This is a genomic window from Streptomyces sp. NPDC104309 (assembly GCF_055584025.1).
This window is the reverse complement of record NZ_JBVJMV010000021.1, coordinates 115,289-138,996: the sequence shown is the minus strand read 5'-3', so window position 1 is coordinate 138,996 and position 23,708 is coordinate 115,289. Positions and strand designations below refer to the sequence as shown.

The window sequence follows — 23,708 nt, the reverse complement described above, 5'->3', positions numbered from 1 at the left end:
GGAGCACTCCGCACGGCCGGAGTGAAGAACACCGCGGCCGGCCTCCACCACAACGCCCGCGACCCACTCCGCCCCCTGGCACTCCTCGGCCTCGGATGATCACGAACCGGACGTCACACGACTACGCCGAAGCCCTGCCTGCGGGAGCGGTTGATATGGACCTGGGAAACCTGGGACCCATTGTTTTGGTGTTTGCCGTTTTGTTGATCGTCGCCTATTTCATTCCGACATTCATAGCATTCGGCCGAGGCATGGCGAACCGGGGAAGCGTGCTTGTGATCAACCTGCTTCTGGGGTGGACACTGATCGGCTGGATCACCGCACTCGCGATGGCCGCCGGAAGCAATCAGTCCGCTCCCCGTTCCTGAGGGGTGCGCCGCAGCGGGCGTGAAGCACGGCGTCGCAGGCAGTTGTCAACTGGTTGAGGAGTCGGTTGTCGGCTGGCTGAGGAGTCGGTCCAGGCCGGTCGCCCATGCCGTCAGCGCGGCGAAGTCGCCGCTGGCCAGGCCGCATCGAGGGTCGACCCGGTGCAGTAGAGCGAGGCCGTCATGGTGATCCTTCACCCAGGCGCGATCCGCCTCCGTGATCTCGTCGTCGATCCAGGCGAACGCCCGGCCTTTCGCCCACGCGACGATCTCCGGCGTCTTCCAGAACACACCGCCCCCGGGATCGGCCCGAGGCGAGGACCAGGGGATGAAGGGCAGCTCGGGCAATCCCAGCACCGGCGCGACGAAAGCGTTGGCCTCTTCCTCCCACGTCGTCGCCCACACCAGGTCGAAGGGGAGCGCGTCCAAGGCTGGGCCGTGATTCGGATTGAGCCACACGCGCAGCGGCTTCACCGGCTTGTTCGGGAGCCCCCACTCCGTCAGCCGGCGCCGCTCGGCGGCCTTCCAGCGGGGCGTCAGAAGCCGGTGCGTCTCATAGCCGTCGGGCCGTCGGTGCGGCTTGGCGGCATAGGGATTCAGCGGTCCGTCCACATCCACCAACAGCACCGGGCGCACCAGCCCACCTCCCTTGATCCCGCCTCGCACGGTACCGGCCGATGACGAGACCGCCCAGCGGAATTCCGGCAGGAAGCGGTCGCCGTGGATCTGAGCTCCGGGGTGGGACGATCTTGATACGACAGCAGTGGTCACGGTGCCGGAGCCCCTCTTGGGCGGGCCCGTTCACCGGAATGCCCGGCACATCCAGAGGTCATTTGTGGGACGGCCCTTGGCCGGACCCACTCGTCCGACCATCGACCGACCCCTCGACCGGCGTTCCTCCCCTGGCGCCTTGTCAGCAGCGTCGGTCCCGGGGCGGCGCCGCCCCGGCCGAGGTCGGTTACAGGGGACGACACCCGCACATAGGCTGTCGTCCCCTGTAGATGTGCACCGGCACGGCAGAGCACAGCCGTGGAGCCGATTCCGCAGAGCTAGGAGCCGTCCCGTGTTCTATTACGTGCTCAAATACGTCATCATCGGGCCGCTGCTACGGCTGTTCTTCCGACCCAGGATCGAGGGCCTGGAACACATCCCGGAGCACGGCGCGGCCATCGTGGCCGGTAACCATCTGTCGTTCTCCGACCATTTCCTGATGCCCGCGATCCTGAAACGGCGCATCACGTTTCTCGCCAAGGCCGAGTACTTCACCGGACCGGGGGTGAAGGGGCGGCTGACCGCCGCCTTCTTCCGCAGCATCGGGCAGATTCCGGTGGACCGGTCCGGCAAGGACGCGGGGAAGGCCGCGATCCGTGAAGGGCTCGGGGTGCTGGACAGGGGCGAGTTGCTGGGGATCTATCCGGAGGGCACCCGTTCGCACGACGGACGGCTCTACAAGGGCAAGGTCGGCGTGGCCGTGATGGCGATCACAGCGCAGGTGCCGGTGGTGCCGTGCGCGATGGTCGGTACGTTCGAGATCCAGCCGCCGGGACAGGTCGTCCCGCGCATCAGACGGGTCACCATCCGCTTCGGCGAACCGTTGGACTTCTCGCGCTACGCCGGTCTGGAGAACCAGAAGGCGGCGATCCGGGCCGTCACCGACGAGATCATGTATGCGATCCTCGGCCTCTCCGGGCAGGAGTACGTCGACGAGTACGCGGTCAAGGTGAAGGCCGCACAGAGCGAGCAGGGCGCCAAGCCGAAGAAGTTCCCGAAGCCGCGACGCTGACGGCGAATCCGCGCTGGGTGAACTCCGCTGGTCCGGGTTCCGGCCTCGTCCTAGCGTGCTCCTCATGAGCAAGGGACACGCATGGGTTCTGGGAGCGACGGGACAGATCGGGCGGGCCGCCGTGCAGGCGCTCGTCGAGGACGGCTGGGAGGTGACGGCCGCTTCGCGGAGCGGCGGGCGGGACGCCCTGTGGGATGGTTCGGTGCGCGCGACGGCTCTCGACCGGGACGAGGACGGGGCGCTCGCGGCGGCACTGGGCGAGGGCTGTGACGTACTGGTCGACATGGTGGCCTACGGCGAGGGCCACGCCCGCCAGTTGACCGGCCTCGCGGACCGGATCGGTTCGGCGGTGGTCATCTCCAGCGGTGCGGTGTACGAGGACGATCGAGGCCGCGGCTTCGACACCCAGAGCGAACCCGACGGGGCTCCGCGGTATCCCGTGCCGATCCCGGAGACCCAGCGCACCGTGGCGGCCGGCGACGCCACGTACGGGACCCGGAAGATACAACTGGAGCGGGATCTGCTGGCGGCGGGCGACGCGCTGCCGGTGACGCTGTTGCGGGCCGGTGCGATTCACGGGGTGCACTGCCGGTCGCCGCGCGAGCTGTATTTCGTGAAGCGGCTTCTGGACGGCCGCGAGCGGCGGGTGCTCTCGTACGGCGGGACATCCCGGTTTCACCCGGTCCATGTCTCCAATCTGGCCGAGCTGATCCGGCTCGCCGCCGGCCGGCCGGGTTCGCGGGTGCTCAACGCCGGGGACCCGCAGGCACCGACGGTCATGGAGATCGGCGAGGCCGTGGACGCGGTGTTCGGCCGGAGGACCGAGACCGTGCTGATGACGGGCGCGCCCGGTGAGGACGGCGTCGGCTCGACGCCGTGGAGCGCTGCCCATCCCATCGTGTACGACATGACGGCGGCGGAGCAGGAGCTCGGCTACCGGCCGGTGACGGACTATGCGCAGTCGGTTCCGGCGACGGTCGAGTGGATCTCCGCACAGCTGGAAGGAAGGGACTGGACGAAGGCCTATCCCGTCATGCTGCGGGCGTACGGGGAGAAGCTCTTCGACTACGCGGCGGAGGATGCCTGGCTAGAGACGTACGACCGGAAGGCATGAGACGGAGCCCGTGCACGGGAACGGGCGGCCGGAGGTCCGAGACCACCGGCCGCCCGTGTCCGTCGGCTGTGACCGTTACGGCTTCGGTGTGGCGTGCGGGGCGCACGTCACGTCACTGCGGTCGGTCCTGCCCGTGAGCAGGTAGGTGTCCACCCGCTCGTTGATGCAGGGGTTGACCAGACCGGTGACGCCGTGCGAACCGGCATCCCGCTCCGTGATGAGGCGCGAGCCCTTGAAGCGCTTGTGCAGTTCGACGGCGCCTTCGTACGGGGTGGCGGCGTCACCCGTGGACTGCACGATCAGCACCGGCGGCAGGCCCTTGCCGGTCTTCACGTTCAGCGGGGTCTGCTGCTTCGCCGACCAGGTCGCACAGGGCAGGTTCATCCAGGCGTTGGCCCAGGTCATGAACGGGTAGTCCTTGTGCAGCCGGGTGTTGTCGCGGTCCCACGTCTGCCAGTTGGTGGGCCACTTGGCGTCCGCGCACTCGACCGCGGTGTACACGGCGTTGCCGTTCTCCGAGGAGATGTTCCCGGCGGTGTCGGACATGTCCGGGCCCGCCGCGTCGACCAGAGCCTGGGTGTCGCCGCCCAGGTAGTCGCTCCAGGTCCGAGCGACGGGCGCCCAGGAGGAGTCGTAGTACGGCGCGCTCTGGAAGAAGCCGATGAGCTCGGCAGGGCCGACGACGCCGCCGATCGGGTTCTTCTTCGCGGCGGCGCGCAGCTTCAGCCACGCCTGCTCGACCTTCGCGGGGGTGTCGCCGATGTGGAAGACGGAGTCGTTCTTGGCGACCCATGCCTTCCAGTCGTCCCAGCGTCCCTGGAAAGCGATGTCCTGGTTCAGGTTGGCCTGGTACCAGATGTTGTCCTTGGCCGGGTTCACGACACTGTCGACCACCATGCGGCGGACGTGGGTCGGGAAGAGCGTGCCGTAGACCGCGCCCAGGTAGGTGCCGTAGGAGACGCCCAGGTAGTTGAGCTGCTTCTCACCGAGGGCGGCGCGGATGACATCCAGGTCGCGGGCGGTGTTCGGCGTGGTCATGTGCGGCAGCATGTCGCCGCTGCGCTCGGCGCAGCCGTCCGCGTATTCGGCGGCGAGCTTGCGCTGGGCGCGCTTGTCGGCCTCGGAGTCGGGCACCGGGTCGGCCTTGGGGGCCTTGACGAACTCCTGGGGGTCGACGCAGGAGATCGGCGCGGAGTGGCCGACGCCGCGGGGGTCGAAGCCGACGAAGTCGTACGCCTTCGCCGTGTTCGCCCAGAGCGGGTTCTTGTTCGTGATCCGGGTGGGGAAGCGCATCCCCGAACCGCCGGGGCCGCCCGGGTTGTAGAGCAGGGCGCCCTGTCGCTCGTCCTTCGTGCCGGTGCTGACGTGCCGGTCGACGGCGAGCTTGATCTGCTTGCCGTCGGGCCTGGCGTAGTCGAGCGGCACGGTCACCCAGCCGCACTGGATCGGCTTGGCTATGGCCCAGTCGGCCGGACAGTCCTTCCAGTCGATGCCGGACCTGGCCGCCCGCGTCGTGGCGATCTCTACGCCACGCGCCTCGGAACCGTGGTGATGACGGCCTTCGGCCGTGGCCGCCGGTGCGGTTACCGCGCCCGCTATGAGCGTGCCCGCGATCAGAGCGCCGGCCGAGCCGAGCACTGCTGTGCGTCTCAAGTGGAACCTCCCCCATATCTGAAGCGCCGCCGGTGGCAGCGCGTTTCATTCAGGACCTCCCGCGGATCCTGTCGTCTGTGAGGTTCCTGAGAACAGGCCGTACACACACTTCTTTACCGAATCGATAACCGGACACCGGTGTCCCGCTGAGCGGTGTTCACCCCGTTGAGGCTCCGAGTACGTCGTTCATCGCGCTGTCCAGGGTGCCGCGCAGCAGGCGGGCGTCAGGAGCGAGGGCCGTCACCAGCACGGCCGGTCCGGCGAGCGGGGTGAGGACGGCGGTCGGTCCCAGCAGGCACACTTCGGGGCATTTTCCGTCGAACGACGTTTCGAGGAGGAGGAGTTGACCACAGCACGATGGCCGCCCGGGACGGCCGGACCGTCCCAGCCACCGGGCGCGCCCGGTCCGTACGCCGTCTGCTGGTCGATCAGCGGACGGCCGCCGCGGTACACGGTGAGACGGCTGGCGAGGGTGCCGCTGCTCTCGCCGTGGCGGCCGAGGATCTGCTCGTCGCGCAGCACCAGCCGTGCGGTGGGGCCGAGTTCGACCTGCGTGGTCATGCGCAGGACGCTGCCGTGCGCCGCGACGAGCTGCTCCGGCAGCCAGTGGAGCAGGCCCCGCTCCCCCACACTCAACTCGATGTCGTAAGTGGCGGGTTCGGCTCCCTTGCCCGTCCCCGGCAGCGCGATGCTCGCCGCCGCCGAGTCGGTGGTGAGCCATGCGTCTTCCCTCACCCGAGCCTCGATGGCGAGCCGGTCGCCGCCGAGCGGCGCGCGCATGGCACCGACGACGGCGACCTGGGCGCAGGCACCGCGCGGGGCCCTGGTCCGGCGCAGGGCGAGCGGTCCGTCGCTCTCCAGCACGGGGAGCGAGGTGACGCCCCGGCTGTCGTTGGCCGCGCCGATCCGGGCGACGGCCCGGACGCTCATGCGGTCCAGGCGGCGAGCCGCCCCGCACCCAGTCCGCGACGGGCCCCACGCCTTCCCCGGAGGTGAGCGAGGTGAGGACCACGGAGAGCTGGCCGCGCTGGTGAGCTGACCGCGCGCACCGCGCTGTCGACTTCGTCTCCGCAGGAAGCCAAGCGGTGGCGCGCTCGCCGCGCCAGGCGGTCACAGCCCAGGCTTTCGACGGGGCCGGGGCGCGGGTCACGGGTGCGGTGGCGGCGTCTGCGCGGGATCGGCGGGGCAGCGGCCTTCGGCGCGAACCTCCTGCCGTCCTGCGACCACCGGTGGCCTCCAGGCATCCGCCGTGACGACGCCGCCGCGGGGTGGGCGGTACTGACGCTCATCGGCGCGGGTGCCCTGATCGGGATCGGCGCGGCAGCGCCCACCGACACCTGGCTCGGCGTGATCACCGCGACCGATGGGCCGAATCCGGAAGGTGCGGACTCATCGTGCCGGGCGTCAGCGGGCCACCAGCGAGGCTCGCCGCACTGGTCGGTCCGGTCGGGGGCGGCCTCGGCCCCCCGCTGGCGGTGCCGCTCGGAAACCCGTTCTCCGGCGCCGCCGACGCGCCCGAGCTGCCGCCCGGTCCGGTCGGGGCGGCCGGGCGGCTGACGCCACCTGGCGTGGGGGATCGCGCCTACGTCCGGCCACCTTCTTCGGCGGCGGCGCGGGCATCGCATGTCTGCCCTGACCTTGTGGGCAGCGCTCGCACTGTCCGCGGTGCCCATCGGAGGCCGACGGCAGGCCCAGCCTCCGGCCGCACCCGCACCATGCGCGCCCAGCGGCAGGTCCTGGCAGGCCGACCCCCGATCAAGCGCGCCGTGCACCCCTGTCGCGTCCGACGAAGGCGCACGGCGTCTCCGCGCCACGGACTGTCAGTCGGTGCTCAGCGGCCCGGCTCGTGAGGCTCCTGGTGCTCCGCCGCAATACCGAAGCGCCGCCGTTCGCCGGGAGCGGACACCGAGGAGCCGATCGAGGAGACGGAGCTGATCACCTGCTCCTCTGCGGCCGCCTCATCGCTTTCCAGTCGCTCCAGGTCAGCGGCCGAGACGAGCGCCACGAGCGGCTTGCCGTGCCGCGTCACGACCACTCGCTCACCGCCGTAGACGACGCGGTTGATCAGTTCGGCGAGCTCAGCTCGGGCTTGCGTCACCGGAATCTCGTAGGCCATGCTCCCCATCATAACCTTCTGTACGTCCTGTACATTTTTCACTGAAGCTCGCGCAGACCCCGCACAGAGCCGGACAAGCGGACTGCGTACAGACCCGGAGGAGAGGCATCGCCCATGCTGTTCCGTCCCAGCGCCCGCTACGTACTGCCCGAGTTCACCGAGCGCACGACCAACGGATCCCGCACCCTCGACCCGTACTCCAAGCTGCTCGCCGAGCGGATCGTGTTCCTGGGCACCCCCGTCGACGACACTGCGGCCAATGACCTGATCGCCCAGTTCATGTATCTGGAACATGACGCTCCGGACCGACCCGTCTCCCTCTACATCAACTCCCCCGGGGGCTCGTTCGGAGCCATGTCCGCGATCTACGACACGATGGAGTACCTCACCTGCGACGTGGAGACCTTCTGCCTCGGGCAGGCCGGCTCCTGCGCCTCGGTCCTGCTCGCCGCGGGCGCTCCCGGCCGGCGGCACGCGCTGCCGGGAGCCCGGGTCGTCGTACAGCAGCCCGCACTCGGCGAGCCGGTACAGGGTCAGCCCTCCGACCTGGAGATCGAGGCCCGGGAGCTGGAACGGGTCCGCGAGATGCTCATCACACTGCTGGCCCGCCATACCGGCCGCAGCGCCGAACAGATCGCCACCGACATCGAACGCGACCTGATTCTCGACGCGCCGGGCGCAAAGGAGTACGGCCTGGTGGACCACCTCACGGAGAACCGGAAGTCATCGCTCCCCCCGCACGGCCCGAGGTGAACGCCCGGTGCAGCCGCCACACTTGCCGCAACTGCCCGCACTGACCCGCGCCGAGGGGGAGTTCATCGACCGCTACCTCGAAGTCCTCGACCAACTGGGCCGGATCAACCCCGCCCGCGGCAGCGACACCTACGGCGCGCTGCGCGCCGCACAGGCGCTGGCGTCCCGGGCGGGCGCGCTGCGAGACGCCCTCGCGTTGATGCATGAACGCGGCGAGGCGCAGATCCACGCGGGAACCCTGGCGCGGGCCCTGCGCGTACTGGACGGGGAGCGGCGGGCCGGACGGGTCACCGTACCGCCTGCTCCGCCGAGTTGATCAGCCGCCACCGTCACCGCCGCCGGCACGGTCCGGTCAACTCCCCCGACCCTGCCAGCAGCCGGGATTCGGCCAACTCCCGTACTCGACACGCCCGGTGGGCGCATCGAAATTCCTCGCTCGTTCGGCGTAGGAAGTCCCCCTCGTGAGGGATATCTCAATTTGCGCTTTTCTGATGACCAGTGACCGGAATCAATGATTCCGGTGCTGGTACGGGACCGGTTCCGGTGAGCGACCCCGCCCTCGAATTCGTCACCTCCACCCGAACGGGTCAGTCGTGAGGAGCCTCACAAATCGCTGTTTCCCCTCGGAAATCCGGCAGTCGGTGAGTCAAGATCCCTGGGACGACAAGCCCCCGCCACCGCGACGGGGCGGTCCGGGCGGACGCCGAGTCCTGCCGCCGTCCGGATGCCTGGTCGACAGAAGTGGATCGGCAGGAGTGGAGGACCCGAGCACAACGGGTCGACCGGATCAACGGTCGACCCTCGGGGTGAAGCCGCCGAGCGCGGCCGGGCAACTTCGCCAGCCCGAACCCGACAGGTCATCCTTCACAGGCGGCTGACGAAGGGTTGCGCATGACTGCGCAGGTTCATGTCCCGTCTCTGCTCGTCCGGGCCGGTACGGCCTCCGTTCTGACTCTGGCCGCCGTCGGCGGCACCATGCTCGCCCCGGGCGCCGCGCCGGAGGCCCAGGCGGCGACTCCCTCGATGAAGGCGCTGAACATCGCCGCGTCGAAGAAGGGATCGCCGTACCGGTGGGGGGCCACCGGCCCCAACCGCTTCGACTGTTCGGGGCTGACGGTCTATTCGTTCAAGAAGGCGGGCAAGAAGCTCCCCCGCACCGCCCAGCAGCAGTACAACAAGACCCGCCATGTCTCGGCCTCGCACAGGCAACGCGGCGATCTGGTCTTCTTCCATTACGGCCGCAGCGTCTACCACGTGGGGATCTACGCCGGCCACGGCAAGATCTGGCACTCGCCGAGGACCGGCGCGGTGGTCCGGCTGGAGAAGATCTGGACGAAGAGCGTCTACTACGGGCGGGTCGGCTGATTCCCGTCCGGTGATTCCCGTCCGGCGAATCAAGGCCGCCCTCCGGCCTTGATCCTCCGGAGGTACACCGTCCCGTGCCGCTGATCGGCTCGTCATCGGTGCTGTGGGACCGGTCACCCAACCCGACGGGCTGCGCCTTCCGTCACGCCCGCCTTGATGTGGCGTCGGTGGACCGGACGCCGCTGGGCGTACGGCGGCCAGCGCCCGTCCCGTTCCGGAGCACGAACTCGGGTGGTGCACCGGCGCGAGCGGGCGAGTGTCGTCTCGGCGACGCTCCGGGCACGGTTGCGCGACGGGTTCGGACGGGCTAAGCCGACGGGGCGACCGCGAGCGAGCACCGGACGGGGAGCGGGCGGATCGACGGCCGGTCAGCTCTGCTCGGGAATGCCCCAGGGAACCGCGATCCAGACCGTCTTGCCGCCGTCGGCGGTGGGGGTGACGGTGAGTCGGCCGCCGCACTCCTTGGCCAGACACCGGATGATCACCATGCCGCGCCCGTTGTCCTGCTGAACGGCGGCGGGCAGCCGGCGGGGCCAGCGCGGGTGACTGTCCGTCACCCCCAGATGCAGCTGTTCCTCCCGCTCCAGTCTCAGGTCCACGGTGAAGGTGGGCGACTGCCCGAAGGTGTGCTGAACGGCGTTGGTCGCGAGCTCGGAGACGATGAGGCGGATGCTGTCGGAGAACTCGGTGTTGGCGGTCAGGCCCCATTCGGTGAGCACCCGGGCCACATGCCTCCGGGCCGCCGAAACCGAGGCCGGATCGCTCGGCAGAGTGACGCTTGCTTCTTGATGGTCTGCCATGGCGAGCCGTCCCTTTCCCACCCGGACCGACGCGGGATCGGCCCCGGTTGTGCTTCGCGCCAGGTTGCCATCGATGCTGCCCCCTGCGACGGCGATCCACCAAGATATGCATATATCTGTCGCTCAATGCGGTGAACCCTGCCACGCAAAACCGTAGGCGGGCGCCACACTGTCCGCTCGGCACGAGAGGGAGGGAGGCCGCGCATGCAGTACGGCCCTGCGGTACGACGCCGCAAGCTCGGGGAGGAGCTCCGGAGTCTGCGCCAAGCGTCGGGACTGACCAGTCGGGACGCCGCGCGGATGCTCGGCTGGCACCAGTCCAAGGTGAGCCGGATCGAGACCGGTGTCAGTGGGGTGCGGCCGGCCGACGTGGCCGGGCTGATGGACGCGTACGGCGTGGACGACACCCGGCTCCGAACGCTCCTGGAGACGCTGGCGGGCTCGGCGGGCGGTGGCGGCACCGGATGGTGGCATGCCTATCGCGGTCTGATTCCGCCGCAGTACCGCGACTTCATCAGTCTGGAGTCGCAGGCGCGGACCGCGCGGACCCTGGAGACCTCGGTGGTGCCGGGACTTCTGCAGACGGCGGACTACGCACGCGCGGTGACCCGGGCGTCGCTGGACGGGTTACCCGCCGGCCAGTTGGACTCCCTGGTGGAGGTGCGGCTCGCCCGGCAGGGGGTGCTGCGGACCGATCCGCCGCTGCGACTGAGCGCGGTGCTCGACGAGGCGGTGCTGCGGCGCGATGTCGGCGGGCGCCTGGTGATGAGGAACCAGCTGCGCCATCTGACCCGGGTGGCTCAACTTCCTCATGTGGAACTCCAGTTACTACCCTTCTCCGTCGGCGGCTACGCCGGCCTCACCGGGCCTTTCGTTATCTTCTCATTTCCGAACACTTCTGATCTGGACGTGGTAGTTCTCGACCATTTGACGAGTAGCCTCTACCTGGAGCGGAAAGAAGACCTTGAGGCGTACAGCTCGGCCTTCCGCACCATGCAGGCACACGCGCTGTCGCCGCAGCACTCGTTGGACCTCATCGCCGCGATCGACCGCGACGGTCAGTGACCCCGGTCTGCCCGAGAGGGGCGTCATGTCGGATTGCCTCGCACAGCACGAGTTACGGTGGCGGCGCAGCAGCCGCAGCACGGGTATGAACAACTGCGTGGAGGCCGCGCCGTTCGGTGACGGGCGGCTGGCCGTGCGGGACTCCAAGGACGTGTCCAGGCCACCACTGCGGTTCTCCGCGGCGGCCTGGACCACTTTCGTCTCCGGCCTGCACCGGGGTGCGGGCGGCTGACGGACCACTCGCGGAGATGGTCCGCCTGCGGGATCGGCCCGCCGACGGGGGCGATCCAGGCAGGGAGTGATCCGGGGAGGGAGTCCGCCCCCTGCATGCGGCCGGCAGGCAGGACCACCCGCGGAGGAGGTCGGTCGGCCGGAGCGGTCGATCGACCGGAAGGGTCAGTCGACGGGGGCGGTTCGCCGCACGATCGCCACAGCCATGACGATCTGTTCCTCGGTCAGGTCCGCTCGCGCCGTCAGCCGCAGCCGGGAGACGCCGTCCGGCACCGACGGAGGGCGGAAGCAACCCACCGCGATGCCCGCGGTGCGGCAGTCGGCCGCCCAGCGCACCGCCGCCTCCGCCGAGGGTGCCCGCACCGAGACCACGGCCGCGTCGGGGCGTGCGGCGGTCAGTCCGGCCGCCGTCAGCCGCTCGTACAGCGCGGTGGCCACCGTCCGGGCCCTGGCGGCGCGCTCCGGCTCGCGGCCGAGCAGCCGCAGGCTGCCCAGGGCGGCGCCCACGGCGGCCGGCGCCAGGCCTGTGTCGAAGATGAACGTACGGGCCGTGTTGACCAGGTGTTCGATGACCTCGGCCGGGCCGAGGATCGCTCCGCCCTGGCTGCCCAGGGACTTGGAGAGCGTGAGCGTGCAGACGATTCCCTCGCCGCCGGCGAGACCGGCGGCGGCGAGCGCACCCCGGCCGCCCTCCCCCAGCACACCGAGGCCGTGCGCGTCGTCGACGAGCAGTGCGGCACCCTCCGCCCGGCAGGCGTCGGCCAGTTCGGGCAGTGGCGCGGCGTCGCCGTCGACCGAGAAGACCGAGTCGGTGACCGCCAGCGCGCGCCCCTCGTGCGCCCGCAGTGCCTTGCGCACGGCATCGGGATCGGCGTGCGGCACGACGGCGGTTTCGGCCCGGGAGAGTCGGCAACCGTCCACGATCGAGGCGTGGTTGCCGGCGTCGGAGACGATCAGCGAGCCACGGCCGGTGAGCGCGGTGAGGGCGGCGAGATTGGCCGCGTAGCCCGATGACAGCACCAGCGCCGCCTCGAAGCCACAGAAATCGGCCAGTCGGTCTTCGAGTTCGGCATGCAGCGCGGTGGAGCCGGTGACGAGCCGTGATCCGGTCGCGCCCGCACCCCACCGGCGCGCGGCCTCGGCTGCGGCGGCGGTGACCTCTGGGTGCCGGGTCAGCCCCAGATAGTCGTTGCTCGCGAGATCCAGGAGCTCCGGTTCGGCGGGCCGGGGGCGGAGCGTACGGACGAGTCCGGCGTCCGCGCGGCGGCGCGCCTCGTCGTCGATCCAGTCGAACGGGTCGAAGGGCATGAGCGGTCCCTTTTGTAGGCAGCTCACAGAGGCTAACCGGGGGCGCAGCCGGTCATGGTGTGGCAATACACACACCCGCGACGCGCTCTGTTGTCCGGTTCCTCCTTGGCCGTGGGCCGTGCCGTAGGCCAGGATCAACACCATGGACCTCCTGAACACGCTGGTGGACAAGGGGCTGCGGCGCGAGCTGCCGACCCGTGAAGAAGCTCTCGCCGTGCTGGCGACCTCGGACGACGATCTGCTCGAAGTGGTGGCCGCGGCCGGAAAGGTGCGCCGCCAGTGGTTCGGGCGGCGGGTGAAACTGAACTATCTGGTCAATCTCAAGTCCGGGCTCTGTCCCGAGGACTGCTCGTACTGCTCGCAGCGGCTGGGCTCGAAGGCAGAGATCCTCAAGTACACCTGGCTGAAACCGGACGAAGCCTCGAAGGCCGCCGCGGCCGGCGTGGCGGGTGGCGCCAAGCGGGTGTGTCTGGTGGCGAGCGGTCGTGGTCCGACGGACCGTGATGTCGACCGGGTTTCGGAGACCATCGAGACGATCAAGGATCGGCACGAGGGCGTCGAGGTGTGTGCCTGCCTCGGTCTGCTCTCCGACGGACAGGCCGAGCGGTTGCGTTCGGCGGGCGCGGACGCGTACAACCACAACCTCAACACGTCCGAGGGCACGTACGGCGACATCACCACCACCCACACCTACGCGGACCGGGTGGAGACCGTGCAGCAGGCGCAGGCCGCCGGGCTCTCGGCGTGCTCCGGGCTGATCGCCGGGATGGGTGAGAGCGACGCCGATCTGGTCGATGTCGTCTTCTCGCTGCGCGAGCTGGACCCGGACTCGGTGCCGGTGAACTTCCTGATCCCGTTCGAGGGAACCCCGCTGGCCAAGGAGTGGAATCTCACCCCTCAGCGGTGTCTGCGCATTCTGGCGATGGTCCGGTTCGTCTGTCCGGATGTGGAGGTACGGCTCGCGGGCGGGCGCGAGGTGCATCTGCGTTCGATGCAGCCGCTCGCCCTGCACCTGGTCAACTCCATCTTCCTGGGTGACTACCTCACCAGTGAGGGCCAGGCGGGGCAGGCGGATCTGGACATGATCGCGGACGCCGGTTTCGAGGTGGAGGGAGCGGGGACGACGACCCTGCCCGCGCACCGCGCGCAGCCGGGTGGGGGCTGTGGTGCGCCCGACGGCGGGTGCGCTCCCTGTGGCGACGGGCCGGAGGAGGCTGTAGCCGAGACCGGTGAGGTTCCGGCGGCGCGCACGGATCTGGTGGCCGTCCGCCGGCGCGGTGCGGGAACGGAGCTCGCCCCCAATGCCTGAGCTCCTCTCCCCGGCCGAGCTGCGGTCCCTGGACCGGGCTCATGTCTGGCATCCGTACGGTCCGATGCCGGGGCGTCAGGAGCCGCTGGTCGTGGAGTCAGCCTCCGGGGTCCGGCTCCGGCTCGCCGAACCGGCCCACGGGCAGGACGAATTGGTCGACGGCATGTCGTCCTGGTGGTCCGCGGTACACGGCTACAACCACCCGGTGCTCAATGAGGCGGCGCGCGGTCAGCTGGACCGGATGAGTCATGTGATGTTCGGCGGGCTCACCCATGAGCCCGCCGTACGGCTGGCCACCCGGCTGGTCGAGATCACCCCGGAGCCGCTGCGGCATGTCTTCCTGGCCGACTCCGGCTCGGTGTCGGTCGAGGTCGCGGTGAAGATGTGTCTGCAGTACTGGCGATCGGCCGGGCGGCCCGAGAAACAACGGCTGCTGACGTGGCGCGGCGGCTATCACGGGGACACCTGGCAGCCGATGTCGGTGTGCGACCCCGAGGGCGGCATGCACGGGCTCTGGTCGGGCGTGCTGCCGCGGCAGATCTTCGCGGACGAGCCGCCGGCCGGTTACGACACGGAGCCGGATCCCGCGTACGTGCGCCATCTGCGGGAGCTGATCGCGGAGCACGCCGACCGGCTGGCCGCGGTGATCGTGGAGCCGGTGGTGCAGGGCGCGGGCGGGATGCGGTTCCACTCCCCCGCCTATCTGCGCGTGCTGCGCGAGGCGTGCGACGCGCATGACGTGCTGCTGGTCCTCGACGAGATCGCCACGGGTTTCGGCCGTACGGGGAAGCTGTTCGCCGCCGGTCACGCGGGGATCTCGCCCGATGTCATGTGCGTGGGCAAGGCGCTGACCGGCGGCTATCTCACGATGGCGGCGACGCTGTGCACCTCGCGGGTCGCGGAGGGAATCTCCAGCGGCGAGGTGCCGGTGCTGGCCCATGGACCGACGTTCATGGCCAACCCGCTCGCCGCCTCGGTGGCGTGTGCCTCCATCGACCTGCTGCTCGGCCAGGACTGGGAGCGGGAGGTCCGGCGGATCGGTGCGGGGCTGCGGGACGGTCTCGCCCCGGCGGCGGCGCTGCCCGGGGTCCGGGACGTGCGGGTGCTGGGCGCGATCGGTGTCGTACAGCTCGATCATGAGGTGGACATGGAGAGCGCCACCCGGGCCGCGGTGCGGGAGGGCGTGTGGCTGCGACCGTTCCGCGATCTCATCTACACCATGCCGCCCTATGTGACCGGTGATGACGACGTGGCGCGCATCTGCCGCGCCGTGTGCGCGGCTGCGCGGGAGGGCTGAGATGACGGTTCTGGTAGTGACGGGTACGGGCACGGAGATCGGCAAGACGATCGTGACCGCGGCCGTGGCGGCGGCGCACCGGGATCGCGCCGTCGCGGTGCTCAAGCCCGCGCAGACGGGGCTGGCGCCCGGCGAGCCGGGGGACGCGGCCGAGGTGGTACGGCTATCGGGCGGCCATGTGACCGCGGTCGAACTGGCCCGGTTCCCCGATCCGTTGGCCCCTGCCACGGCCGCCCGCAGGGCCGGACTCCCACCGGTACGGCCGTACGAGATCGCCGAGGCGGCCGGGAAGCTGGCGACCGAACATGATCTGGTGCTGATCGAGGGCGCGGGCGGACTGCTCGTACGGTTCGACGAGGAGGGCGCGACCCTTGCCGACGCGGCCCGGCTGCTGGCCGCACCGGTCGTGGTGGTGACGCCGGCCGGACTGGGCACGCTCAATACCACCGCGCTGACCGCGGAGGCCCTGCGGGCGCGGGGGCTGGAGTGCCTCGGTGTGGTGGTGGGCAGTATGCCCGCCGAGCCCGACCTGGCGGCACGGTGCAATCTGGAGGATCTCCCGGTGGTGGCGGACGCCCCGCTGCTGGGTGCGGTGCCGGCCGGTGCGGGCGCGCTGGAGCCCGCCGACTTCCGTTACCGGGCGAGGAGTTGGCTGACGGCGGAGCTGGGAGGAAACCGGCCCGCCGGATGAGCGGCTGAGACGCGCGGGACGGAGGAGAATCGAAGTAGTCGTACCTTTCTGGTCGAGCGCCGTGCAGCCGGGCGCCGTGTGGAGGAGGTCGGTCATGCGTCTGCGCGACACGAAGATCCCGGACACGGTGCACCACCCCGTCTTCGCCCGGTTCTACGCCCGGATGAGCGTGGCCGCGGAGACAGGGGCGGGGCTGGCCGCGGTGCGCTCGGAGCTGTTGGCCGGCCTGTCCGGCCGGGTCGTCGAAATTGGTGCGGGAAACGGCCTGAACTTCGCGCACTACCCGCCCGCGGTGTCGGAGGTGGTGGCCGTCGAACCCGAGCGCGTCCTGCGGCAGTTGGCGGTGCGGTCGGCACTGCGCGCCGGAATTCCGGTGGATGTGGTGCCGGGCACGGCGGAGGCCCTGCCGGTGAAGAGCGAGGCGTTCGACGGGGCGGTCACCTCACTGGTGCTGTGCACCGTACGGAGTGTGGAGCGTTCGCTCGCAGAGATCGTTCGGGTGTTGCGGCCGGGCGGTGAGCTGCGCTTCTTCGAGCATGTGCGGGCCGACGACCGGGCCATGGCAGCCGTCCAGCGTGCACTGGACCACACGGTGTGGCCGCTGGTGACCGGCGGGTGTCACACGGCGCGCGACACCCTGGCCGCCATCGAGAGGGCTGGATTCGTGGTCGAGGCCTACCGGCGGGTCAGGATGCCGGACTGGGGAATCCGGCTGCCCACGTCCGCCTGTGTGCTGGGCGTGGCGCGGCGGCCGACCGTGGTGGACTGACGCGTCCGGCCACCACGGCATACCCGAGCCGTCACAGGCACCACCGGCGCCAACCGGCCACCACGGCGTACAGAGCCGTCACAGGCACCACTGGCGCAGTTCGTCGGCGATGGCCCGGACGTCCGCCTTGCCCTCCTTCACCAGCCGGGCCAGATCGCGCACCTGCTCGGGCGAGGTGATCACCTTCAGCCCGGAGGCGACGAGATAGCCGTACGCGACAGCGGAGGAGAACATCGCGTTGGAGTGTTCGAGCGCGGGGACATGGAGCAGCAGCTGCAGCAGGGCGGCGGCCCTGGAGTGTGGGTCGCTGTAGACGGGGCTGCCGAAGATCTCGGCCTCATGGCGGGCCACCGCGGCAACGAGCGCCCCCCAGTCGACGACCTGCGGATCGCCGGGGGTCTTGTGCTCGGCCACCATGAGCAGCCAGGAAAGGTCGATCTGGAGGTTCAACGCGTGCCTTTGCGCTCCGGGCCGAACTCCTCGGCGAAGACCGACTCGTACTGCTTCATGAAGTCGGCCGCGGCCTCGACAAAGGTGTGTCCGACCTCGCCCGCGTCCTGCTTCACGAGCTCCTCTATGTAACGGTTCACGCTCATCCCCCTCTGCAGCGCGCGCTGTCGCGCGGCCTCGGCGGTCGCCTCGTCCACTCTCACGTTCAGCTGAGTCTTGGGCACAACAACACGCTAGCGCCGGTTCGCTAGCACCGGCAAGGGGAGCACCATGGTGCCCCATACACCGGTCGCCTGGTGCCCCCTACACCGGTCGCCGTACTCCGGTCGCCGGGTCACGCGTGCGGCCGATGAGGGAATCAAACGTCAGTGGACTCGATCCTCACGCGACGCCCCCTCGCCGGGAAGCCGACGCCCCGGCCGCCCTCGAACATCCCCGCTCGCCCATGACTGCACGCCCGCGCGGGCGCCGCCCGGAGCAATGACGACGGCCCTGTTTCGGGACGCTCCGAGAGGACCTCTCGCGGCAGCCGCGCGCTACCGCCCGGAGGCCCTGCGCCGTGCTCGCCTCACGCGCCGACGGCCGTGCGCTGCTACAACGGCCGTGCGGTGCTACAAAGGTCAGTGTGGCCACCCGTTTCGGCCGATTCCGGATCACACCGGTTCGGTCACTCATGGACAGGCGCCCCTGGAGCCTCGCAGCGCAGGTCTTCGCCCTCCAGGTGGTCGTGGTCGTGCTCCTCGTGGCGGCCGCGGTGCTGGCTCTCGTACTCCAGTCCCAGCACGACAACAACGCGGAGGCGAGAAATCGTTCGATCGCCGTCGCGGAGACGTTCGCGCACTCACCCGGCATTCTGGCCGCGCTGAAGGCGCCCGATCCCTCCAAGGTGCTCCAGCCGCACACCGAGGCCGCGCGGAAGGCCGCCGACGTCGACTTCATCGTGGTGATGAACACGAAGGGGATCCGCTACACGCATCCCCAGCCGGGCCTGATCGGGAAGACGTTCGTGGGCACCATCGAACCGGCGCTGGCCGGCCGTGTGTACACCGAGAGCGTCAATGGCCCGTTGGGCCACGAGGTGCAGGCGCTCGTCCCCGTCCACGATCGCGGGAGCAAGGTCGTCGCCGTGGTGGCCGCGGGCCTGAAGGTCAACCACGTGACCGGTGTGGTGGCCCGGCAGATTCCGATCATCCTCGGCACCGGAGCGGCCGCGCTCGCCGTCGCCACGGGCGGAAACGCGCTGGTGGCCAAGCGACTGCGGCGACAGACCCACCGCCTGGACCCCGCCGAGATCACCCGCATGTACGAGCATCATGACGCGGTGCTGCACGCGGTGCGCGAAGGCGTGCTGATCATCGGCGACGACGGCCGGCTTCTGCTGGCCAACGACGAGGCGAGACGGCTGCTGAATCTGCCGCGCGACGCCGAAGGACGGCACGTCTCGGACTTGCCCGGCCTCGATCCCAGCACGGTGGAACTGCTCGCCTCGGGCCGAGCCGCCACGGACGAAGTGCATCTCGCGGGAGACCGCTTGCTCGCGGTGAGTCAGCGCCCCACGGAACGTCGCGGCTCCCGCGAGGGGACCGTCGCGACCTTGCGCGACTCCACGGAGCTGCGAGCGCTGTCGGGCAGGGCCGAGAGCGCGCGCCAGCGGCTGAGACTGCTGTACGACGCCGGGCTCGGCATCGGTACGACCCTCGACGTGGAGAGTACGGCCGAGGAACTGGCTCGGGTCGCGGTCCCCCGTCTCGCCGACTTCGTCACCGTCGATCTGGCCGGCCCGGTCCTGCACGGGGACGAGCCGACCAGTACGACCACGGACATGCGCCGCGCCGCCGTGCACGGCATCCGGGACGACCACCCCCTCTACGAACGCGGCCGGCTGAACGACTTCCTCCCCTCCACGCCGCAGGCACGGGCTCTGGGGAACGGCCGGTCGGAGCTGGTGCCCGAACTGTCCGCCGCACCCCACTGGCTCGCCCAGGACCCGGAGCGGACACGGTCGATCGTCGACTACGGCATCCATTCGCTCATCACCGTGCCGCTGCGGGCGCGGGGCGTCGTCCTGGGCGTGGTCAACTTCTGGCGCTCGGAGAAGCCCCAGCCGTTCGACGGAGACGACCTGTCCCTGGCCGAGGAACTGGTCGCCCGGGCGTCGGTCAGCATCGACAACGCCCGTCGCTACACCCGTGAGCACGCCCTGGCCGTGACGTTGCAGCGCAGCCTGCTCCCCAGGGAGCTGCCCGAGCAGAGCGCCCTTGAGGTCGCCCATCGTTACCTTCCCGCGGTCTCCGGGGTGAGCGGCGACTGGTTCGATGTGATCCCCCTCCCGGGCAGCAGGGTGGCGCTGGTCGTCGGAGACGTCGTCGGTCACGGTCTGCACGCGGCCGCCACCATGGGACGGCTGCGGACCGCCGTGCACAACTTCTCCACCCTCGACCTGCCGCCCGACGAGATCCTCGGCCACCTCGACGACCTGGTCGGGCGCATCGACCAGGAGGAGGTGGAGACGACCGTCGGCGCGGGGGTGACGGGCGCCACCTGCCTGTACGCGATCTACGACCCCGTCTCACGCGACTGTGCCATGGCGCGGGCCGGGCATCCACTGCCCGCACTGGTCCGGCCCGACGGCGGCGGCGTGACGTTTCCCGACCTCCCGGCCGGACCGCCCCTGGGCCTGGGCGGTATGCCGTTCGAGAGCGCGGAGATGGAACTGGAGGAGGGCACGGAGCTCGTCCTGTACACCGACGGGCTCATCGAGGACCGTACCCGGGACATCGACGAAGGCATCGAGCTGCTGCGCCGGGCTCTGGCATCCCATGCCGGCCGGTCGCCGGAGGAGACCTGCCAGGCGGTGCTCGACGAGCTCCTGCCCGGCCGGCCGAAGGACGATGTGGCGCTGCTCATCGCCCGCACCCGGGCGCTCCCGCCCGACTGTGTCGCCGAGTGGGACGTACCGTTCGATCCCGCCGCTGTGGCGGGGATGCGCGCCGCCGTGACCGAGAAGCTCGACGACTGGGGTCTGTCCGAGCTCTCGTTCGCCATGGAGCTGGTACTCAGTGAGCTGGTCACCAACGCCATCCGCCATGGCTCCGCACCGGTCACGATGCGGCTGCTGAACGATCACGGCCTGACCTGCGAGGTGGCCGACGGCAGCAGCACCTCACCCCATCTGCGTTATGCCGCCGCGACGGACGAGGGAGGTCGCGGTCTGTTCCTCGTCGCGCAACTGACCGAGCGCTGGGGCACCCGTTACACCCCCCAGGGGAAGGTCATCTGGGCCGAGCTGCCGTTGCCCGGACCCGAGGAGGGTACGGACGGCACAGCGTTGCTGGACATGTTCGACACGGAGCTCTGAATTCGACACGGAGCTCTGAAGGCTGGGATCCGAGGGCCACGGGGCTTCCAGGCCGAAGCGTGGGCAGTGCGTCCTGTCCGCTGCCTCGCGATTCCTCTGCGCGGAAATCGTTCGCCGAACGGGTCGGCGCTCTGCTTGGCTCGTACCATGAGCGATCTTCACATCCGTTGCGCCGACCTCTCCGATATCGACGCGGTGCTGCGATTCTGGCGGGAAGCCGCGGAGGGTACGAGCATCAGCGACGACCACGACGGGATGGCCCGGCTCATCTCAAGAGGCCCTGAGGCTCTGCTCCTCGCAGAACGTGACGGTCTTCTCGTGGGAACGGTCATAGCCGGTTTCGACGGTTGGCGATGCTCCGCCTACCGGCTGGCCGTACACCCGGACCGCCGGAGGCAAGGCATCGCCACCGCCTTGACGGCAGCGGCGGAACAGCGGTTCATCGCCCTGGGCGGGCGCCGGGTCGACGCCATGGTCCTGGAGGCCAACGACCGGGCCCACCACACCTGGGCCGCGGCCGGCTACCGCCGCGAGGATCACTGGCGGCGCTGGGTGAAGCCGCTCACGGACTGAAGCCGACCATCCGGAAGAGTGGTCGACTTTGCCGATCCTTTACGATGGACGGAGTCCTGACCGATCCTTCCGAAAGGTGTGAGCGTCCGCCCATGGGCGAGCCTCCCAGTAGTCGACATCGCCGACATCGAGCGATCCTCCTTCCCCTGCCCGATCATGGGACGGAGGTGAACCGATGACCGAAGTGCTTCTGCTGCTCGTGGCGGTACTGCTCTCGCTCGCCTGCGGCGCCTTCGTCGCGGCTGAGTTCTCCCTGACGACTGTCGAGCGCGGTCAGCTCGAACGGGCCGTGGAGCGGGGTGAACGCGGCGCGACGGGCGCCATGAAGGCCGTGCGCAGCCTCACCTTCCAGCTCTCCGGCGCACAACTCGGCATCACCGTCACCAACCTGGTGGTCGGCATGCTCTCCGAATCGTCGATCGCGAAGCTGATCCGCGGTCCGGTGGAGGCCGTGGGCCTGTCCCCGAGCGTGGCGTCCTCCGTGGCCCTCGTCCTGGGAACCGCGATGTCCACCGTGTTCCTGATGGTCGTGGGCGAGCTCGTCCCGAAGAACTGGGCGATCTCCTCCCCGCTCGCGGTGGCGAAGACCGTGGCGACCCCGCAGCGGGCCTTCACCGCCGTCTTCCGGCCGTTCATCAGTCACCTCAACAACACCGCGAACCGGATCGTGCGCCGTTTGGGCATGGAACCGGCCGAGGAACTCGCCTCGGCCCGCAGCCCCCAGGAGCTGGTGGCGCTGGCCCGGCACTCCGCGAAGGAGGGGGCGCTGGAGGCGGACACCGCGGAGTTGTTCGTCCGCACCCTCAACCTGCCGGAGCTGACGGCGGAGAACGTCATGACCCCGCGGGTGCAGGTGACCGCGCTGGAGGTGCAGGCGACCGCGGAGGACGTCGCGAACGCCACCCGCGCGACCGGCCTGTCCCGCTTCCCCGTCTACCGCGGCAGCCTCGACACCGTCGTCGGCGTGGCACACATCAAGGACGTGCTCGCCGTCCCGGCCGAGCGGCGGCCCCGTACTCGCGTCTCGGAGATGCTGCGCGAGCCCCTGCTCGTACCGGAGACCCTCACCGTGGACCGGCTCCTGGACCGGCTGTCCGGCAAGCTCGCCATGGCCGTCGTCATCGACGAGTACGGCGGCACGGCCGGGGTCGTGACCCTGGAGGACATCGTCGAGGAGGTGGTCGGCGAGGTGCGCGACGAGCACGATCCGCACGAGACGCCGGACCTGGCTCCGGCCGGCGAGGACGCCGACGGGCGGACCCTGTGGTCGGCCGACGGCGCCGCCCGACTCGACCAGCTCAAGAGAATCGGACTGCGCGTGCCGGACGGACCGTACGAGACGCTCGCCGGGCTGGTCGCCACCGAGGTCGGCCGCATCCCCGCCGTGGGTGACTCGATCGAGCTGGACGGCTGGCGGATCGATGTGGTGGACGCCTCCGGCCGCCGTGCCGCGCGGGCCCTGCTCCACGCACCGCTGCCCGACGACGAGCGGACGGAGGACGCACGATGATCGCCGTCCAGCTCTTCATCGGACTGATGACCCTGGTCGTCAACGCCTTCTTCGTCGGCGCGGAGTTCGCGCTGATCTCCGTGCGCCGCAGCCAGATAGAGCCCGAGGCCGATACGGGGAACCGGCGGGCGCGGAGCGTCATCTGGGGCCTCGAACACGTGTCGGCGCTGCTCGCGGCGGCGCAGCTGGGCATCACACTGTGCACGCTGGTCCTGGGCATCGTCGCCGAACCGGCCATCGCGCATCTGCTGGAGCCCGTCTTCGACGCGGTGGGTGTGCCGCACGGACTGATCCATCCGATCTCGTTCGTGATCGCGCTGTCCGTGGCGACCTATCTGCACATGCTGCTCGGCGAAATGGTGCCGAAGAACATCGCCCTGGCCGAGCCCGTACGGGCCGCGCTGCTGCTCGGACCGCCGCTGGTCGCCCTCGCCAGGGCGCTGCGCCCGGTGATCTTCACCATCAACGCCTTCGCCAACGCACTGCTGAAACTGCTGCGGGTCGAGACGAAGGACGAGGTGTCCGCCACGTTCTCCGACGACGAACTGGCCCGGCTGGTCAAGGACGCCGGGGACGCCGGACTGGTCGACGACCGCGCCGCGGAGCGGCTGCACCACGCCCTTGAGCTGGGCCGTCGCCCGGTACAGGATGTAGTGATGCCGGTGGAGCGGGTGATGTACGCCAAGGTCGGGACGACGCCGGAACAGCTGGAACAGCTCTCGTACGAGACCGGATTCTCGCGCTTTCCGGTGATGGACAGCGAGGAGCGCATCCTGGGCTACCTCCATGTGAAGGACGCCCTGGACGCCACACCGCGCGATGTGCCGTTCCCCGTCTCGGCGATGCGCCCCATCGCCCGGGTGCGGGCCGCCACGCCGCTGGACGACGCACTGACCGCGCTGCGGCGCAGCCGGACGCATTTGGCGGCGGTGGTGGACGAGGACGGCCGGCTGGCCGGCATGGTCACGATGGAGGACGTGCTGCGCGAACTGGTCGGACGGTCACAGGCGCGCTGACCGGAGGGCGGGGCCTACGGGTGACCGGCAGCGCGGTGCGGATCCGGCCGCAGGCCGGCCGACGGGGCGCGAGGGGGCACGTGCGAATCCGACCGCGGGCAGGGTGACCAGCCGCCACGGGGGCGCGGTGCGGGTTCGGCCGTGCCCCTCCCCGGCTCGCACGTGCCCCTCCCCGGTTCGGC

Annotated in this window: 23 protein-coding genes, 1 pseudogene and 1 riboswitch; of the genes and pseudogenes, 16 read left to right on the top strand and 8 right to left on the bottom strand. The window is 70.2% G+C overall.

The window, feature by feature from the left end:
• Positions 1–95: 95 nt before the first annotated feature.
• On the top strand, positions 96–368 hold the full coding sequence (locus ACZ68L_RS28120) for a superinfection immunity protein (RefSeq protein WP_469581887.1): 273 nt from the start codon (positions 96–98) through the stop codon (positions 366–368).
• Positions 369–413: 45 nt separating this feature from the next.
• Here ACZ68L_RS28120 and ACZ68L_RS28115 read toward each other — a convergent pair whose 3' ends face one another.
• A complete protein-coding gene (locus ACZ68L_RS28115; protein WP_469581919.1) occupies positions 414–1,004 on the bottom strand; it encodes an HAD domain-containing protein in 591 nt (196 codons plus the stop codon).
• Positions 1,005–1,428: 424 nt separating this feature from the next.
• Between ACZ68L_RS28115 and ACZ68L_RS28110 the strand changes: the two genes are divergently transcribed.
• Positions 1,429–2,148, top strand: coding sequence for a lysophospholipid acyltransferase family protein (locus ACZ68L_RS28110; RefSeq protein ID WP_469581885.1), 720 nt, complete (start codon positions 1,429–1,431; stop codon positions 2,146–2,148).
• 64 nt (positions 2,149–2,212) lie between these two features.
• Positions 2,213–3,262 (top strand): NAD-dependent epimerase/dehydratase family protein, encoded by a 1,050-nt coding sequence (locus ACZ68L_RS28105; RefSeq protein WP_469581883.1) that lies wholly within the window; start codon positions 2,213–2,215, stop codon positions 3,260–3,262.
• A 75-nt stretch (positions 3,263–3,337) separates the two neighbouring features.
• On the opposite strand, the gene ACZ68L_RS28100 is transcribed toward ACZ68L_RS28105, so the two are convergent.
• From ACZ68L_RS28100 to ACZ68L_RS28090, 3 genes and pseudogenes are all read right to left on the bottom strand, one after another.
• Complete coding sequence (locus ACZ68L_RS28100; RefSeq protein WP_469581880.1) at positions 3,338–4,915, bottom strand: alpha/beta hydrolase; 1,578 nt, start codon at positions 4,913–4,915, stop codon at positions 3,338–3,340.
• A 157-nt stretch (positions 4,916–5,072) separates the two neighbouring features.
• Positions 5,073–5,845: pseudogene (locus ACZ68L_RS28095) on the bottom strand (urease accessory protein UreD).
• A gap of 901 nt (positions 5,846–6,746) precedes the next feature.
• The gene (locus ACZ68L_RS28090; protein WP_469581877.1) at positions 6,747–7,031 is read right to left on the bottom strand and encodes a type II toxin-antitoxin system Phd/YefM family antitoxin; all 285 of its coding nucleotides are present in this window, start codon (positions 7,029–7,031) and stop codon (positions 6,747–6,749) included.
• A gap of 117 nt (positions 7,032–7,148) precedes the next feature.
• Here ACZ68L_RS28090 and ACZ68L_RS28085 point away from each other — a divergent pair, with 117 nt between their 5' ends.
• The 3 genes from ACZ68L_RS28085 (at position 7,149) to ACZ68L_RS28075 (ending at position 9,149) form a co-directional block, all read left to right on the top strand.
• Positions 7,149–7,784 (top strand): ATP-dependent Clp protease proteolytic subunit, encoded by a 636-nt coding sequence (locus ACZ68L_RS28085; RefSeq protein ID WP_469581914.1) that lies wholly within the window; start codon positions 7,149–7,151, stop codon positions 7,782–7,784.
• Between the two features lie 7 nt (positions 7,785–7,791).
• On the top strand, positions 7,792–8,100 hold the full coding sequence (locus ACZ68L_RS28080; protein WP_469581874.1) for a hypothetical protein: 309 nt from the start codon (positions 7,792–7,794) through the stop codon (positions 8,098–8,100).
• A gap of 399 nt (positions 8,101–8,499) precedes the next feature.
• Positions 8,500–8,672, top strand: a riboswitch (cyclic di-AMP (ydaO/yuaA leader).
• 3 nt (positions 8,673–8,675) lie between these two features.
• Complete coding sequence (locus ACZ68L_RS28075) at positions 8,676–9,149, top strand: C40 family peptidase (protein ID WP_469581871.1); 474 nt, start codon at positions 8,676–8,678, stop codon at positions 9,147–9,149.
• A gap of 368 nt (positions 9,150–9,517) precedes the next feature.
• On the opposite strand, the gene ACZ68L_RS28070 is transcribed toward ACZ68L_RS28075, so the two are convergent.
• Positions 9,518–9,949, bottom strand: coding sequence for an ATP-binding protein (locus ACZ68L_RS28070; RefSeq protein ID WP_469581867.1), 432 nt, complete (start codon positions 9,947–9,949; stop codon positions 9,518–9,520).
• A gap of 204 nt (positions 9,950–10,153) precedes the next feature.
• On the opposite strand from ACZ68L_RS28070, the gene ACZ68L_RS28065 reads away from it, so the two are divergent.
• Entirely contained in the window at positions 10,154–11,014 is an 861-nt protein-coding gene (locus tag ACZ68L_RS28065) for a helix-turn-helix domain-containing protein (protein WP_469581864.1), read from the top strand.
• A gap of 25 nt (positions 11,015–11,039) precedes the next feature.
• Entirely contained in the window at positions 11,040–11,246 is a 207-nt protein-coding gene (locus tag ACZ68L_RS28060; protein ID WP_469581861.1) for a DUF397 domain-containing protein, read from the top strand.
• Between the two features lie 164 nt (positions 11,247–11,410).
• Here the strand turns inward: ACZ68L_RS28060 and ACZ68L_RS28055 are convergent, their stop codons facing one another.
• Complete coding sequence (locus ACZ68L_RS28055; RefSeq protein WP_469581857.1) at positions 11,411–12,553, bottom strand: 8-amino-7-oxononanoate synthase; 1,143 nt, start codon at positions 12,551–12,553, stop codon at positions 11,411–11,413.
• A gap of 142 nt (positions 12,554–12,695) precedes the next feature.
• Between ACZ68L_RS28055 and bioB the strand changes: the two genes are divergently transcribed.
• The 4 genes from bioB to ACZ68L_RS28035 all read left to right on the top strand — a co-directional run bounded on the left by bioB (position 12,696) and on the right by ACZ68L_RS28035 (position 16,619).
• Positions 12,696–13,862: a biotin synthase BioB gene (gene bioB, locus ACZ68L_RS28050; protein WP_469581854.1), complete on the top strand. Its 1,167-nt coding sequence runs from the start codon at positions 12,696–12,698 to the stop codon at positions 13,860–13,862.
• A complete protein-coding gene (locus ACZ68L_RS28045) occupies positions 13,855–15,159 on the top strand; it encodes an adenosylmethionine--8-amino-7-oxononanoate transaminase (RefSeq protein ID WP_469581851.1) in 1,305 nt (434 codons plus the stop codon). Before bioB ends, ACZ68L_RS28045 begins: the two co-directional genes overlap by 8 nt.
• A 1-nt stretch (position 15,160) precedes the next feature.
• Positions 15,161–15,850: a dethiobiotin synthase gene (gene bioD, locus ACZ68L_RS28040; RefSeq protein ID WP_469581849.1), complete on the top strand. Its 690-nt coding sequence runs from the start codon at positions 15,161–15,163 to the stop codon at positions 15,848–15,850.
• A 94-nt stretch (positions 15,851–15,944) separates the two neighbouring features.
• Positions 15,945–16,619, top strand: coding sequence for a class I SAM-dependent methyltransferase (locus tag ACZ68L_RS28035; protein WP_469581846.1), 675 nt, complete (start codon positions 15,945–15,947; stop codon positions 16,617–16,619).
• 78 nt (positions 16,620–16,697) lie between these two features.
• Here the strand turns inward: ACZ68L_RS28035 and ACZ68L_RS28030 are convergent, their stop codons facing one another.
• Together ACZ68L_RS28030 and ACZ68L_RS28025 are read right to left on the bottom strand one after the other, a co-directional pair.
• Positions 16,698–17,069: a fic family toxin-antitoxin system, toxin component gene (locus ACZ68L_RS28030; RefSeq protein ID WP_469581843.1), complete on the bottom strand. Its 372-nt coding sequence runs from the start codon at positions 17,067–17,069 to the stop codon at positions 16,698–16,700.
• Positions 17,066–17,293, bottom strand: coding sequence for a hypothetical protein (locus tag ACZ68L_RS28025; protein ID WP_030921856.1), 228 nt, complete (start codon positions 17,291–17,293; stop codon positions 17,066–17,068). Before ACZ68L_RS28025 ends, ACZ68L_RS28030 begins: the two co-directional genes overlap by 4 nt.
• A 449-nt stretch (positions 17,294–17,742) precedes the next feature.
• On the opposite strand from ACZ68L_RS28025, the gene ACZ68L_RS28020 reads away from it, so the two are divergent.
• From ACZ68L_RS28020 to ACZ68L_RS28005, 4 genes are all read left to right on the top strand, one after another.
• Positions 17,743–20,427, top strand: a complete 2,685-nt coding sequence (locus ACZ68L_RS28020) for a SpoIIE family protein phosphatase (RefSeq protein WP_469581841.1) — start codon at positions 17,743–17,745, stop codon at positions 20,425–20,427.
• A gap of 147 nt (positions 20,428–20,574) precedes the next feature.
• Positions 20,575–21,000 carry a GNAT family N-acetyltransferase gene (locus ACZ68L_RS28015; RefSeq protein WP_469581838.1) on the top strand — a complete coding sequence of 142 codons (426 nt, stop codon included), beginning with the start codon at positions 20,575–20,577 and terminating at the stop codon, positions 20,998–21,000.
• A 175-nt stretch (positions 21,001–21,175) separates the two neighbouring features.
• Positions 21,176–22,510, top strand: coding sequence for a hemolysin family protein (locus ACZ68L_RS28010; RefSeq protein WP_469581835.1), 1,335 nt, complete (start codon positions 21,176–21,178; stop codon positions 22,508–22,510).
• On the top strand, positions 22,507–23,526 hold the full coding sequence (locus ACZ68L_RS28005; RefSeq protein WP_469581832.1) for a hemolysin family protein: 1,020 nt from the start codon (positions 22,507–22,509) through the stop codon (positions 23,524–23,526). The genes ACZ68L_RS28010 and ACZ68L_RS28005 overlap by 4 nt, the downstream gene beginning before the upstream one ends.
• Positions 23,527–23,708: the final 182 nt, after the last annotated feature.

Coding starts and splice junctions, on each gene's coding strand:
- ACZ68L_RS28070 (WP_469581867.1), bottom strand. CDS start 9,949: ATGGCAGACCATCAAGAAGCAAGCGTCACTCTGCCGAGCGATCCGGCC.
- ACZ68L_RS28055 (WP_469581857.1), bottom strand. CDS start 12,553: ATGCCCTTCGACCCGTTCGACTGGATCGACGACGAGGCGCGCCGCCGC.
- ACZ68L_RS28065 (WP_469581864.1), top strand. CDS start 10,154: ATGCAGTACGGCCCTGCGGTACGACGCCGCAAGCTCGGGGAGGAGCTC.
- ACZ68L_RS28035 (WP_469581846.1), top strand. CDS start 15,945: ATGCGTCTGCGCGACACGAAGATCCCGGACACGGTGCACCACCCCGTC.
- ACZ68L_RS28010 (WP_469581835.1), top strand. CDS start 21,176: ATGACCGAAGTGCTTCTGCTGCTCGTGGCGGTACTGCTCTCGCTCGCC.
- ACZ68L_RS28060 (WP_469581861.1), top strand. CDS start 11,040: ATGTCGGATTGCCTCGCACAGCACGAGTTACGGTGGCGGCGCAGCAGC.
- ACZ68L_RS28045 (WP_469581851.1), top strand. CDS start 13,855: ATGCCTGAGCTCCTCTCCCCGGCCGAGCTGCGGTCCCTGGACCGGGCT.
- bioB (WP_469581854.1), top strand. CDS start 12,696: ATGGACCTCCTGAACACGCTGGTGGACAAGGGGCTGCGGCGCGAGCTG.
- ACZ68L_RS28015 (WP_469581838.1), top strand. CDS start 20,575: ATGAGCGATCTTCACATCCGTTGCGCCGACCTCTCCGATATCGACGCG.
- ACZ68L_RS28020 (WP_469581841.1), top strand. CDS start 17,743: ATGGACAGGCGCCCCTGGAGCCTCGCAGCGCAGGTCTTCGCCCTCCAG.
- bioD (WP_469581849.1), top strand. CDS start 15,161: ATGACGGTTCTGGTAGTGACGGGTACGGGCACGGAGATCGGCAAGACG.
- ACZ68L_RS28090 (WP_469581877.1), bottom strand. CDS start 7,031: ATGGCCTACGAGATTCCGGTGACGCAAGCCCGAGCTGAGCTCGCCGAA.
- ACZ68L_RS28120 (WP_469581887.1), top strand. CDS start 96: ATGATCACGAACCGGACGTCACACGACTACGCCGAAGCCCTGCCTGCG.
- ACZ68L_RS28005 (WP_469581832.1), top strand. CDS start 22,507: ATGATCGCCGTCCAGCTCTTCATCGGACTGATGACCCTGGTCGTCAAC.
- ACZ68L_RS28075 (WP_469581871.1), top strand. CDS start 8,676: ATGACTGCGCAGGTTCATGTCCCGTCTCTGCTCGTCCGGGCCGGTACG.
- ACZ68L_RS28105 (WP_469581883.1), top strand. CDS start 2,213: ATGAGCAAGGGACACGCATGGGTTCTGGGAGCGACGGGACAGATCGGG.